Origin of the sequence: Paenibacillus polymyxa, from assembly GCF_018614975.1 — a bacterium.
Lineage (GTDB): Bacteria > Bacillota > Bacilli > Paenibacillales > Paenibacillaceae > Paenibacillus > Paenibacillus polymyxa_E.
Map to the genome: position 1 here is coordinate 202610 of NZ_JAGGNR010000012.1, position 14596 is coordinate 217205.

Here is a 14596-nt window from a genome sequence, read left to right on the forward strand (position 1 = left end):
TATTGACGAACCACTCTTAGATAATATATAAAAACATCGGCTACTGTGGGCTGTCGATAAACTTCATATATTGCAGCAGTCGGTTCAATACTGCCGCACTCTGAGCTCGGGTTGCCATTTCTTTGGGTAAAAACCTGTTGGTTGGCGTACCTTGCATCAAGCCTGCTTCCAGTAAAATGGATACCGGTTCGGAAGCCCACGCTGAAAGAGTGGTTCGATCGGTCAACACCTCCAGTCCATCCGTGTTCGGCTGAGGCTTCAATTTTGCAAAATCCAATGCACGGACGAGAATTACGGCCATTTGTTCACGGGTAATGGATGCCTCCGGTCTAAACAAGCCATCACCGTAACCGTTGATTAAGCCTGCAGCCTGTGCAGTTCCTACAGCTCCAGCATACCATTGCGCTGATGGGATATCGGCAAATATTGATGTTGGCTGGTGCTCAGGCAATCCAAGGGAACGGACAAGCAATGCCGCGAATTCGGCACGTGTAACCGGCTTCTCTGGAGCAAAGGTGTCATCATTTACACCCTCAATAATGAATTTGTTCGCAAGCATTTCGACGTCGGATCGTCCCCAATGATCCTTCATGTCCGCAAACGCATGATTTGCTGATACGACTGCAAACATGCTGTTATGGGGTGTGGAGAGGATGGCTTGTGCCTGCTGGTCATCCTTTGTGAACAGGGAAGGAACAAAATGCATCTGATTCTCTGCATCGATCCACACGGCTGTTGATGTGGCGGGATCAGCCTCTGAAGGGAGTGGAAGGATTCGTTTGCTATATTCATGATTAGAATGTTCTGTCTGCTTCCCGTCAATATACAAGGTGAACTTCATAGGAGTGCCGATGAGTTCATAGCCTTGCTTCGCCACCGTAGCATTCAGGATGCTGATGGTGCTGGGAGAGGCTTTACCGATGCCCATGGTAACAACCATGTTGTCAGCCAATGGCGGTAACATGTTTAGCGACAACTCATAGCTCGCACCATTGACCTCGAAGGTTACACTGATATCCGGCTGCTTTTGCATCATATTCCGCAGTAACTTACCCGGCAGATCCAGGAAAACGACAGGGGATTCCGTACTGAAGCGGATCAGTATTCCCGCTTCTGCACCACTGAAGGCTTGCATGAGAGAAGCTGTATCAGGTTTTAGTCGGATTGCAGTCTGACCGTCAGGAGCTATCTCAGTTGAGGCTGTTGATTTGATGTTCAGACCGTTAATTTCAAGCTTGACTGTAGCTGGATTTTCGGCCGACGGCAAAACATTTGGGAACCCTGAGAACGATTCCGATCCAGAAGCTGGTGAAGGTGCTGGAGTTGTACCCGGTGATGGTTGCGGCTCGGGCTGCGGTGTAGCAAGAGGCTTTAATGTAATGATGCCCGTATCCACGGCTTGCTCTGCCAGTACTTCGACGCTTCGTTCAGAGGTATCATAGCCTTTTGCACGTACAATAAGGGTACGGGTTCCTACAGGAATCTGTTCCAGTGTAAAATGCCCCTGGCTGTCCGTAAATACACCGATGCTGTCCACAGAAACGGAGACCCCCTCCAGTGGAGTCATTTCTGTACCATATACAGACCCGGTAATTGTTCCAGCTTGGGGAAGTACAGTGATGGTTGCCGTTGCTGTATGGGAGCCATCTTCAGATGTAACCGTAATAATGGCTGTACCTGCAGCCACAGGCTGGATCTCACCATGCTGATCAACGGTGGCGACAGCCTCATTACTGGAGCTCCAGTGAATGGTCTTGTTTGTAGTGTCTTCTGGATCAATGATTGCTGTCAGTTTAGCCGAGGGCCCACCAGAGGTCAGGTCCAGTTGAGATGGCTCCAGATGAAGACCGTTAACCGGAACGAACTGACGAATGTGCTTTTGTTCCAGCGTGAAGCGCTGCCACGCCTGAATGCGATAGTTCCCCGTATTTTCATCTTCTGTCACTTCAAAGAGGTCCACAGCCTGCCCTGGACTTGTACCAGGAATATCGGCACCTGAAATATAGGTTGCCGCACCCTCAGGCAGTGCATCCCCAACCGATGGAGGAGTGCTGTCCGTACGATCCAACATATAGGCAAAGGAATGACCCGTTTGCGTCGGCGCTGCTGTAATGCTTGTTGCGCCCACCTCTAGTCCGGGCTGAACCGATGCATCCGCAATGCCTGGAGCCTTCATAACAATGACAAGTTGCAGAACACGTTCAGTTGTGGCAGAGCCGCCATCCAGTAGCGAGAGTTTTACGGTGTACGTGCCGGATTGTGTCGGTGTACCGTCCAGCTCACCAGAAGGGCTCAAGCTTAATCCTTGGGGAAGTCCGGAGGCGGTCCAGGTAAGTCCTGCGCGCGCTCCATCATAACCTGCCAGGTCCATGGAATAGGATTCATTCTGAACCGCCTGAGGCAGCTCGGTTGTTAATATGGCAGGGCGCAGATAAGGATAGCCATTGTTGATCGCAGGATGAATGTTCCAGGTATTTGTAAAATCCCATCCGGTATAAGTGGCCTGCTGCTTCATTTCTGCTGTTGTTTTCCCATAGATCTCAATTGTGCTTTGATAAGGATCACTTGCTCCCACCACCATCCCCGTCGTCATCGTGTCGTAGTATGTATCCGTTATGTTTGTTTTGTAGACATATCCACCGATCGCACCCCATTGGGAGTAACTTCTCGGATTCAGCGTGGAGATCGCGCCAGTTGAATATGTATTTTTGAGGATATTGTATTCATCTGAGATGCTTAACTGATAACCTACAATTCCTCCAGCATATACATGGGAGATAGGATGGTCCTTGACAGGCTCGTTAGCTAGATTACCGGTAAAGTAGGATTCGCTTATGCGGCCCGTTACCAGGGAACCTATAAGTCCACCTCCATGCAAATTGTCAGATTCGCCTACTGTAACGAAAGCAGCGGAGGAAGAGTGAGACAGCTGTGCATTGTTCAGTAATCCTACGATGCCCCCTGTAGGGGTGACCCTTTTGGAGATGTGCCCGCTTCGTACAGTTCCTTCCGTATAAACATAATCAATACTTCCCCCGGATTGAAAGCCAACAAGTGCACCTGTATTGGAGCCACCTTTAATATCTGCCCTCAGGTTAATATATTGAATACGGCCGTTGGCTTGACCAAAAAATCCATTGGACAATCGTGTGTCGTTGTTTATCTCCAAGCCAGTGATCCAATGCCCCTGTCCATCAAACGTTCCACTGAACGGAACGTAGTCATTGCCTCCAAACGGAATCCAGTCTATTCCCGTCAAGTCGATATCCCCAGTCAGGCGAATGCTCTCTGCCAGATAAAGCTCCTGATTTTGGTTCATGTATACAAGCTGTTCTTTGGTAGATACCTGGACCCAGCCGTTTTCAACCGGAGGAATGACATTTGGCCCGTCAGGTTCTCCTTCTGCATTCACAGAGCTGTACACTCCCATTTGTCCCGCGATCATGATGAGTACAAGCAGGATTTTCATCATGGATAAACGTTTCTTCATTTACACTTCACATCCCCTTTGGTTTGCAGTAATGAAACTATTATTGAATGGATAAGCATGTGAGGAACCGGAACAGTCTATGCCAATCAAGAAATAGTATAGTATATTATAAGAAATGCGGTGTCTCGTTTTTGTTTCAAATTTGAATGGAAAGTAGTGTGCAGCATGAATCTTAGATCAGTGGACCGGAATTCCCACAAGCCGTGTATTGTCGGTTTGACTCAGCAATTGGAGGTGTTATCCAATTGGCTTGCTTCACCTGATGTTAATTCACAAATATTTTCAATTTCAGGAATTGGAGGCATTGGCAAGACGACACTCCTCACGGAGATGGCGGCAGAGGCCAGGCGATGTTCAACGGTTACCTTGTGGATGGATGGACAGTTCTGCCTGCAGACGCCGCGCGCTTTTCTGTCTCATCTGGAGATGAGTTTGGAAATGGAGTATGGTCGAACACGTGCCGCAGGTTCACCACTTCTTGCACATGTTGTTGAAGAGCTGACTCGTCAACGGACTGTCGTGATTATTGATAACTGTGAAACAATAGATCGGATCGATAGCTGGCTGTTATCGAGCTTTCTTCCGCTGCTTGCAGCAAGTGAATTCTTGTTTATTGTGGCTTCGCGGACAGGTCTGCCCATTCAGTGGCATACGAATCTTTTATGGGGCAATCAGATCCACTCTTTTACTCTGGAGCTTTTCACTCGCAAAGAGGTTCACGAATATGTGCAGTCAAGCGGCTTACCACCCCTCGTACAGCAGGATATCGTACACAAAACAGATGGTCACCCGCTGCTACTGGCGCTAACGGTGGACATGCTGCGACGTCAGGGAAGAGAGCGAGAGGACTACGCACAACAGATACCCGGCATATTGAGTGCAGAGTTACTCAAGGAAGCAACCTCTCCCTATATGTATGAGGCTTTGCAGATACTGTCGCTGTTCCCGGCAGCGGATCAGACGATGCTGAACCAGTTGTTAACTCATCCCCTGAGTGCATTGGACTACACGGCACTGAGTACTTTATCCTGTGTGCACGCTGGAGCCGGAGGCCTTTCTCTGCATCAGTTGGTATCCCGGATGTTAAGGGAGGATTATGAGAGGCGCGACCCCGGCGATTATCAGATGATGCGTTCCCGGGTACTGGAGCTGCTTACGGAGCGGTATCCTTCAGTGAACAAACTGTTGCAAATGCAGATTGCGGCTCACATATTGGAGCTGTACCGTGAACAATTGCCCTCGTCCCATGCATATACGGATTTCTCAGGGATACGTCAACGGGAAGTGGAGCAGCAGATGTCTTTTGAACCTGAAGATCTTCCTTACTTACAGCGTTTTCTTGCCGAATCGCTGGCACGTTCGGATTGGCAATCGGAGCTGATCGAGAACGGACAGTATTCTTCATTATTAGATGATATCGCTAATTATGCGCCGGAGGGGATACGCATCATACGGAATGCGGACAGGGTACCTTTGGCGTTCTGTGCTGGACTTTGGTTACATGACCAAACGTTGTCCATATTGGAACGATATTCTCCTGATGATATGAACATGCTGGGCGATACGGTCAACTCGGCACGCAGGCTCCCCCCTGAAGCGGCTGATACCATATGTGTCCTGCTAGCTGCGGTAGACGTGGAACAGTCTTCTTATCGCCCTGAGGAACTGGGTGGCATGCTGTTTCAATCGTGGCTAATTGATGCCATGAGCGGTCTGCGTGCAATCATTCCCACTGCGGACAGACAACTAAACATGTTACTCCCTCATCTGGGATTTGAGGAGCGGACGATGCCATCTCAGCCATATGCCAGAGAGGATATGCATGTATGGGAACTGGATTTCAGGCAGGTGACCTTTGAGGTCTGGGTTCAGCGTATTCTAAGGCAGAACATTCAGACTGCAGGCTTCATCCCGCAGGAAGCACCCCGTGTCTTGTCCCGGGATGAGGTCAGACTAATGCTTCAACATTTATATGAGGATACGGTACTTGAGGAGATGGTTCCTTTACAGGCAATGGGATGCAAAGGAGTGAGGGCACGGGAGTTGGTCGTGAGCATCCTTCAGGCTGATTCACCGACCTATCCGCTTACTGATCTGGAGCAGCGTATACTTAGGGAAAGCTATCTGCATAGAAATTATCGCAAGTCCGAGTTGGCCGAGGCTTTACATATGAGCCGCGCCACGTTTTACCGCCATTCGCGGCAGGGCTTTATCCATTTGGGTCATGTGTTCACGCAGCGATGGATGGCTTTAAAATGAAAGGCCAGTAATTGAATGATAACCATATAACAACCGCCAAAAAACGCGAGCCTGCTCCGGATTCAATCCGTCGCAGCTCGCGTTATTGGCTAATCCTACATGTTTCTGAGAATGCCGCTGTCCTCAACAGAAGCCACTGCTCGGAGAAGGTTCTCATGATCCTGCACCAGTGCCAGTCTGATATACCCTTCACCCGAAGGGCCAAAGGCACTTCCAGGTGTCACGATGACGCCTGCCCGGCTGACCAAGTCCATGGCGAAGTGTTCAGAACTCTCATAATGAGCGGGAATCCTCGTCCAGATAAACATGGTCGCTTGGGGCTTCGTTATTTCCCATCCGATTCTGCTGAAGCCTTCGCAAAGAATGTCCCGTCTTTCCTCATAGGTTGCCCGTACCTTTTCCACTTCGGCTTGATCACCTGTGATCGCAGCAATCGCGGCCTTCTGAATCGGAATGAACATCCCGTAATCCATATTGGATTTCAGCTTTTTCAGCATGGAGACGATAGTTGCATTGCCTACACAGAAGCCGATTCTGGCCCCGGCGAGGCCATAGGTCTTGGATAAGGAATTGAATTCCACACCAACGTCCATGGCTCCAGGGAATGCGAGGAAGCTTCCGCAAGTTTTTTCGTCAAATACGAGTTCACTGTACGCATTATCGTGGAGCACGATAATATCATACTTCTTGGCAAAGGCAATCAGGTCGAGATAGAACTGATCTGGTGCCATCGCGGTTGTCGGATTGTTGGGATAGGAGACCAGCATGAATTTTGCTCGCTGAGCGATATCTTCCGGTATATCCTGAAGCTGAATAACATACCCGTTTTCTTCTTTTTGCGGCATATAATACAGTTCTGCACCTGCCAGTAGCGGTCCATCCGCGAAGACGGGATAGCAGGGGTCAGGGACTAACACCAGATCACCTTCATCGACAATGGAGAGGGATATATGTGCCAGTCCTTCCTGTGAACCGAGCAAGGAACAGATCTGTGTTGCCGGGTCTAACTCGACCTGATAGCGCTGCTTGTACCAATCGCTTGTAGCTTGCAGCAACTCACTCTGATCATTCACAGCATATATATAATTCGCCGGATCAGCTGCGGCCTCGCATAGTGCATTTATAATATGCTGCGCAGGTGGTATATTCGGCGTACCCACACTGAGATCAATAACGGGCTGCCCGTTCTCCAGTCTGCGGCGTTTGATCTCCAGCAACCGGGTGAAAATTCCTTCGTTGAAATGATCCATTCGTTTGGCAAAGTTCATAATGATGATTCAGCCTCCAATCCTCTTCGTACGCATATTCATTAATAATAAATGGATAGCGACTAAAAGAGAAGAGCAGGTGAAAGCTTGCGGATCATGACTTTACTTTAAACTGGCTTAGTTCGTCTTGCAGTTTGCCAGATAGCTGGTTCAACTGTTTCGACAGATCCGCTACCTGTTCGATACTATCCAGCTGCTCCTGCGTGCTGGCGCTTACTTCTTCCGTCGATGCCGAGTTCTCCTCTGTGGTGGAAGAGATAATCTCCAGTGCCTGGAATATTTCATCTTTATGCTTGTGTACATTGGAGGTATTGCTGGTAATCTGCATCATACGTTGCTGCAGATCTTTCAGGTCTTTGTTAATATTGAAGAATACATGTTTGGTATCTTCTACAGATTTGGCATTCTCCTCCGCAATCTTCATACCTCGCATGGTATGTTCAACCGACAGGGTTGTTTTCTCTTCAATCACATTCACTTTTTTGTTAATTTCCTCTGTTGCCTGAGCCGTCTGTTCTGCAAGTTTGCGGACTTCTTCGGCAACGACGGCAAATCCTCGTCCATGTTCGCCAGCACGTGCAGCCTCAATGGAGGCATTCAGGGCGAGCAGGTTCGTCTGAGAGGCAATCTGTTTGACCGTATCTACAAAACTGGATATTTCATTCCGGCTCAGATCAATCTCCTTAATGATAGAGGACACCGCTTGGGTGGACTGATGGTTTTCCTCGGACCATTTCGATAATTGTTCCACAACCGCGAGTCCTTGGCTGCTCTGATCGGCAGATGTCTGCACGACCGTTCCCATAGCCTGCGCATCGGTAGCAATTTCATCGATTTGGCTGGATAACGAGCCTGTTTTGCGTAAAATATTCTCCGTTTCGATGGACTGATAATTCGTTGCATTGGCAATCTCGTTAATAGCTGTTGATGTGTCATTCATGGTCACAGCCGTTCGAGAGGAGATGGCTTGCAGATCATTCGACGACTGGTTCAGGATTTGCGCCGAGCTGCCGACCATTTGCAGCATGCCCTGAATTTTCTGCACCATGGAATTCAAACCTGTGGCGATCTGTCCAATTTCATTATTAGATTTGATATCCAGTTTGACAGTCAGGTCACCTTGTTCAATCTGTTTAATCTTGGCCAGCAGCTGTGGGATGGAGCGTAACAGACGGCGAAGGGTAATGTAACAGATAATCACAAGCAGAAGGGTGGCTGCAGCAAAACCGCCAAGCGTAATCCACGTGAATGTTTTTAATTCCGCGAGAACTTCTTCTTCGGATATGGTCAGACCAACGGACCATCCCGTATCCTTGCTGGTAGCGTAGCCGATATAACGACGTTCCCCATTGTCGTTCATAAGCTGTACGCCGTTTTCACCGGCAAGCATTTTCTTGCCGATGTTCCCCATGTCCCCCGTACTGTCCAGAATGTTCTCCTTCAATACCTTCTCTTGATCCGGATGGTACAGAATTTCCCCGCTCTTGGACAGCAACATGGAATAGCCCGTGCTTCCAAGGGAATAACTCTCCATAATCGCCGGAATATCCTTGAATGCAATATCCGCTGCGGCAAAGCCAGTCATGTTGTTGTTTTCGTCTTTGATCGGATAAAAAATACCCATGAGTACATTGCCTACTGCTATGTCAATGTACGGATCGGAGAAATAAAGTCCGTCTGCGGCAGTAACTGGCTTGTAGTATGGACGTGACTGGATATCAAAGTCCGGTGCAGATACGACACCATCATTTTGAATCCAAAAACCTTTTCCATCCAGACCTGCGACCCAGGCATCGGCAAAAGAAGGCTCTGCCTTAACAATAGCGGCCAGAGTCGCCTGTGTTTGCGCAGCGTAGGTTGAACTTGCCGCATCCGCAGCAGATGCTGTTGTTTCTATGTATTGCTGAAATAATGTGTTGGTGGACATTTGTTTGACCAGCGCGCCCTTTTCCTTGAATAGTGCATCAAATTCACTAACAATGGCTTGTGTCTTGGTCTGAAGCATGGACTCCTGCTGTTTCACCAGAATGTTTCGTGTGCTTGCAAACATAAATGTTCCCAGTACGGCAAAAACAACTACGATAATAACCAGCAGCACAATAGACAACGTATTTGCCATACTGGATGTCCGTGCTCCCGTTTTCCCCCACTTGTTCAACATGTTCGACATATTCCATCTCCCCAGAAGAGTAATTAAAAGCTCAAAACGCCTTAGTTATATGTCGGCATGATCTATAGTTTTATGTAGATTTCTGTCGAATAATCCTGAAAGCAACGGGAAGGAAAGGCATGAGTATGAGACGGATGAAAGGGGAGGGATGAAAAAAGAGGAAGGAATGAAAAAACGGGGATCGGTGGTGGTTCATCCAGACGATCTTGTTTATAATGGAATGAATTGGAACTATGGATGGAAAAGGGGGATTATCTGTGAGTGAGTTATGGCATGCTTCAATACAGGGGGTTCCATGGAATGGCGAAAAGATGCACCAGGCGGTGCATCTGTTGCGTCGCCGAGCAACGGTTCATTTTCGAGTTGATGCGGATACATACGAGGACCTTGCCGAGCTCGATGCCAAAGTATTCTTTGCCCGGCCGGATCTGATTCTACACATATCACATATGGACCCTAAAGGGGTATATTCATCCGGATTTTTGGGGCGACTGGCACAGTTGAAACATGTGTCTGCCTTGCAGCTTGATCTTTCGCAGGCACAGGATTTGACGATTCTGGGTGCGATGGAGCAACTGCAGTTTCTAAGATTGAATTCACCTGCAAAGGCGACCGTGCTCGATTTTATTAAACACTACAAACAATTGACCTTTCTTGAACTACGTGGCAAATTCAACGGATTTGCTTCCATTGCGGCATGCCTCCAACTGCATACGCTCATTCTGAACTGCACGGTCGAAAGTGTTGATGTGTTGGCGGAATTGCCTATGCTTCAGTATCTGTCCCTGGATCAAGGTGAGTTAAAAGGGGGACTGGATGTATTGACACAGTCAACCATATCGATGTTGAAGCTAAGCTCTGTTCGCAAACTGACGAGTATTCAGGGACTCGAACAGATGCGCGGGCTGGAATATTTGCATCTGTCGTTGCCTAAGCTGGAGCATTTATGCGACTTTTCCCATATGACCTCTCTCAGACAGCTCGAACTGGACTATATGAAATCGTTACGGGATACCAAACATCTATGGACAGCCCGTGCTTTGGAGTCTATTGAACTGAAAGAGATGAATACGGCGCTCAAGGCGGATTCGTTTGCTGGACTAACCGGGCTGGAGCATTTGCGCCAAATCGATTTTCGTTTTATTGATGTTAACAAAGGACGAATTGCAGCTATGCGTGATCACCTGGACAAGGCTGGAAAATCGAATTTATTATATGAAAATATCCCTGAGCATGAACGCCTGAATTCTATAGGTATTGCGCACTTGTCGCATGTATTAATGTAAACGGGCTTCTGTCTAGGTGTTCGTATCCGTTAAGGCGGGCATGTTGATCTCTTTCACGCAGGCCGCTTTGGACAAGCTGATAATACATCGAACGATGGCGACCATATCCTGCAGGGGAATGCGGGTCCCATCATACTCGGCCAGTGCACGTTCCATCCCGTCTTCATACGGAATTTCTGCGGCCAGTTCTCCCGGGTTGATGCATGTCACCGCGATGCGGTCTTTCCTCGTATGTTCTCTTAGAGCTTCCGTAATACCCCGTATGGCAAATTTGGAGGCGACAAAAGAAACCTGGCTACTGCCTGCATTGCTCAAACCGGCTGTTGAACCGATCAGGATGATCTTCCCTGCTTCAGACTGGCGGAGCTGAGGCAGTAAAGCCTGTATACATACAATTGTAGAAGTCACATTCACATGGATCAGCTGACTGATATCTGCGGGTTCATCCTTATCAAACGTGTAGTGCTCTTCAAATCCTTCCTTTTCCCAGATCCCCACGTTATAAATAAGCACATCCAACGTCTCGCCTTGAAGCTCGCTGGCAACTTGCTCCGCGGCCTGAAGCTCGGAAAGATCAGCTTGAATCCATATTCGCTGGACGCCATCCTCCACGGACAGACTTTCCGGCTTGCTGCGGGAGACTACCCAGACCTTATCACCGGATTGTGGCACACCTCGGACGAAAGCATCGCCCAATCCTTTGCTTGCACCAAAGACAATTATATTTTTCAAATAAATCCCTCCTTATCGATTAAAATTTAATAATATTTACATTAATCTATATCTTACTATAGAGGTGATATATGGAACATGAAGTTTACATGAGGTATACTTCATCCTTGTCAAGACTCGGGATGCTTGTTCTCCAACAGTATGACATCTTCGCCCCGTTGTTGCCTGAGAGCAATATTGTCCCTCCCCCAAGCACACATGACATCCACGATGGTGTTGGCGGTAACGCCATATTCTGTAAGTCCGTATTCTACTTTGGGAGGCATCTGTTGGTAGACATGTCTGGTGACCAGACCGTCCCGCTCCAGCTCGCGCAATTGTTGAATCAGTACTTTTTGCGAAATGCCCGGGATACTGCGCCCTAATTCGCCCGTTCTCTTTACCCCGGACATCAATAAACAGATGATCAGAGCCTTCCACTTGCCACCTATAATTTCAAGCGTCGCTTCAATGCCCAGATTGTATTGTTTCATGCTGATTCACCTCAGTTTAAGTTTTACGTGTTTTATAGAGTGTAACTATTTATTTTCTCACGGTTCTGACACTGAAGTCCATACACACTTTGAGGTAACCATCTTACTTCATTGTGTGTATTTTCTTTTGACTGGATGTGACTGATAATGGTCCATATTCAATTAAAGAAACCAACACCCTGGATGGGAAGAAAGGAACTTATGATGAAAACACTTGTTATTCTGGCACATCCCGATATGAAAAGTTCAAGAGTCAATCGTCGCTGGAAGGAGGAGTTGTTGCAGCATACAGATGACATTGTTCTTCACGAATTATATTCGGCCTACCCCGATTGGAAGATTGATGTTTCCCGAGAACAAGAGTTGCTGGAGACGCATGATCATATTATTTTGCAGTTCCCATTATATTGGTACAGTTACCCACCGCTGCTGAAAAAATGGTTTGATGACGTGTTCACCCATGGATGGGCGTACGGATCAAAAGGGAATCGATTGAAGGGAAAGCGGATGGGACTTGCGATGTCCATAGGGGATAAGCGGGAGAATTATGCGAAAGATGGTTCTATCGGTTACAGCGTAGAGGAACTTGTTGCACCTTTCGTAGCAAGCATGAATCATGTAGGGGTTCAGGCGCTGCCGCATTATGCTGTCTATGGTGCCTCGTTTCAGGCTACGGATGAAGAGATTAACCGAAGTGCTGAAGAATACATGTGTTATATAAAACAGTTCCGGGATTTTTGAAGTTAAAAGGTGAATTTCTTCATAAGAAATGTACTGAAAAGGACCTGGCTCCACACATGGTGAAGTTCAGGTCCTGATTAATAAGCGAATAAAACCACATTTATTCTACGCGGAAATAATCAAAATCTGCATATCCTCCGGTAGACTTCGTTGCATAATTGAATAGTGCAAACCGATATCCCATAAAGTGTGGCAGTGTGTAAGACATTTGGAGCGTATTGCCAATGGTTGTCCAGTTGCTGCCATTCAGGCTATAGGCAAAGTAGGCTTTGTCGGTCTGGTTCGTAAAATCACAGATGACGCGTAAATAGATTCTGTTCTGGTTTAATGGCATAGTTGCTACTTCAGTCATGGTGCCGGAACTGGCATTAGCCATAACGATGGATTTGGTGCTGCCCGTCATTTTTACGCCGACAAAACCATATCTGGCCTGAAAAGCAGCGAGTCCAGCATAATCACCATCCTTCATGCCTGCTGTATCCAAGGCGGTCATCCCTGTGCTTTTTGGACCAAAGGTTCGTTGTGTCAGCGTGTTGCGGGCTTCTAAGAGGTTTTTGCTGACTTTGCCTGCAGTTAACCGCATGAAACCGGGCCGCTGGAGCAGGGACCAGTTGGCAGCATCGGGGTTATGATTCCACTGCCAGAAAGCAGCGAGACTGGATGTACCGGAAGATGAATTGCTCGTCAGGGAGACGTCATCCACATAAAAAGCCATTAGATCATTGGTCGGGTCCGGATTCGAGTTATACGGTGTTTCCACAAAAATAAAGCTTTGAGACAAGTCTGCATTAGACGGAACGGTATACGTACCTTGAATGGTACCCCACTGTCCACGGGTTAACGTCGCACTGCCCATAATGGTAATTCCGGTATAACTTGCACCGTTCTGGATGCTAAGATTGAACGTTTTGGTTGCAGGACCAGTAGTGTATTTGATCTTTGCCGAAAAAGAGTATGTTCCTCCTGGTACTAGCTTGCCTGTAACCATCTGTTTGGCACCACCAGCGGTCTGCTGTCTGCCGCTGATGAGCAGGCTTTTTGTACCGTTGAACGCTTCGGCATTCGTTAAGTTGATGGTTGCCGTATTGTTGCTGGTCCACGGCTGAATGCTGCTTTCCTCAAAGCCGCCGTTCACCAACAGTTGCGTTACTGAGGGTGTACCTGATGTGGTTGCGTTGAACTCATCGGACCCGTAGATTTTGGCAGCAGGCTGACCTTCAACGGGCATATTCATGTTAAGGGGAACCTTGCCGTTCACCCCAAACACAGGCCAGTTATCCGACCACGTCACTGGAACGAGATAGGGGATGCGCCCAACGGCCCCGCTATCACGAAACAGCAAGCCGTACCAAGTGCCGGATGTGGTATCCACGATGCCTCCTTGGGCGATCCCCGAGTCTCTTAGTACAACTTTACCTGTGTATGGACCTGTCAATGTGTTTGCACGATAGGCAAGCTGAATGCGGCCGTCACCCGAAGGCCAGGCAATCAGGAATACATAGTACATGCCATTGATCTTCTGAATGTGTGCTCCTTCTGCTTTTACAATCATGCTGGAGCCGGCAACACTGCTCGCGTTTGGAATCAGGACCTGATTGAGCCCGCCGGATTTGACGGCTTTGGCATCAGGTGTCAGCTCAACGATACTGATGTTATCACTGCCATGAACAAGAAAGGTTCGATTCCCGTCAAATAAAAGGGAGGGGTCATGGTAATAACTGTTCAATGTGTAAGGTGTCCATGGCCCTGTTTCAATATTACTGGTTTGGTAAATATACGTCTTGCCCGTGGAAAGCGAGCCAAAGGCCACATAATATATACCGTTGTTGTACCGCAAGCTGCTCGCCCAGGAACCACGCCCATACTCGTTTTGTCCATTGTTCAGATTCTGTATATCCCCGTTTCCAAGCGTATCGTATACATAGTTTACGATGCTCCAGTTGACCAGATCATAAGACTTCATGACCGGGACTCCCGGATTCATATGCATCGTTGTGCTTGTCATATAAAATGCATTGCCCACCCGAATGACGTCACTGTCAGGAACATCCGCGTAAATAACCGGATTGCTGAACGTTGCGGCTGAAGCTGCCGGACTTGTCAAAGGGAATGATGTTATAAGCAAAGGAAGAGCGAGTAGAAGAGCACTGATTTTTTTCCACATATTCTATCCTCCC

Annotated in this window: 9 protein-coding genes; 3 read left to right on the forward strand and 6 right to left on the reverse strand. The window is 47.9% G+C overall.

What is annotated here, in order from left to right; all coding sequences use genetic code 11:
- Nucleotides 1-40: 40 nt before the first annotated feature.
- Nucleotides 41-3490 (reverse strand): S-layer homology domain-containing protein, encoded by a 3450-nt coding sequence (locus tag J7E78_RS11835; protein ID WP_215076383.1) that lies wholly within the window; start codon nt 3488-3490, stop codon nt 41-43.
- A gap of 165 nt (nt 3491-3655) precedes the next feature.
- Between J7E78_RS11835 and J7E78_RS11840 the strand changes: the two genes are divergently transcribed.
- Nucleotides 3656-5749 carry a bacterio-opsin activator gene (locus J7E78_RS11840; RefSeq protein ID WP_215076384.1) on the forward strand — a complete coding sequence of 698 codons (2094 nt, stop codon included), beginning with the start codon at nt 3656-3658 and terminating at the stop codon, nt 5747-5749.
- 95 nt (nt 5750-5844) lie between these two features.
- Here the strand turns inward: J7E78_RS11840 and J7E78_RS11845 are convergent, their stop codons facing one another.
- Nucleotides 5845-7017, reverse strand: a complete 1173-nt coding sequence (locus tag J7E78_RS11845) for an aminotransferase class I/II-fold pyridoxal phosphate-dependent enzyme (RefSeq protein WP_215076385.1) — start codon at nt 7015-7017, stop codon at nt 5845-5847.
- Nucleotides 7018-7111: 94 nt separating this feature from the next.
- Entirely contained in the window at nt 7112-9187 is a 2076-nt protein-coding gene (locus J7E78_RS11850; protein ID WP_215076386.1) for a methyl-accepting chemotaxis protein, read from the reverse strand.
- 257 nt (nt 9188-9444) lie between these two features.
- On the opposite strand from J7E78_RS11850, the gene J7E78_RS11855 reads away from it, so the two are divergent.
- Complete coding sequence (locus J7E78_RS11855; RefSeq protein WP_215076387.1) at nt 9445-10473, forward strand: leucine-rich repeat domain-containing protein; 1029 nt, start codon at nt 9445-9447, stop codon at nt 10471-10473.
- A gap of 12 nt (nt 10474-10485) precedes the next feature.
- Here J7E78_RS11855 and J7E78_RS11860 read toward each other — a convergent pair whose 3' ends face one another.
- Nucleotides 10486-11205 carry an SDR family oxidoreductase gene (locus tag J7E78_RS11860; protein WP_215076388.1) on the reverse strand — a complete coding sequence of 240 codons (720 nt, stop codon included), beginning with the start codon at nt 11203-11205 and terminating at the stop codon, nt 10486-10488.
- Nucleotides 11206-11315: 110 nt separating this feature from the next.
- Nucleotides 11316-11678 (reverse strand): winged helix-turn-helix transcriptional regulator, encoded by a 363-nt coding sequence (locus tag J7E78_RS11865; RefSeq protein WP_215076389.1) that lies wholly within the window; start codon nt 11676-11678, stop codon nt 11316-11318.
- Nucleotides 11679-11882: 204 nt separating this feature from the next.
- On the opposite strand from J7E78_RS11865, the gene J7E78_RS11870 reads away from it, so the two are divergent.
- Nucleotides 11883-12419, forward strand: coding sequence for an NAD(P)H-dependent oxidoreductase (locus J7E78_RS11870; protein ID WP_215076512.1), 537 nt, complete (start codon nt 11883-11885; stop codon nt 12417-12419).
- A gap of 100 nt (nt 12420-12519) precedes the next feature.
- On the opposite strand, the gene J7E78_RS11875 is transcribed toward J7E78_RS11870, so the two are convergent.
- On the reverse strand, nt 12520-14583 hold the full coding sequence (locus J7E78_RS11875) for a beta-xylosidase family glycoside hydrolase (RefSeq protein ID WP_215076390.1): 2064 nt from the start codon (nt 14581-14583) through the stop codon (nt 12520-12522).
- Between the last annotated feature and the right edge of the window lie 13 nt (nt 14584-14596).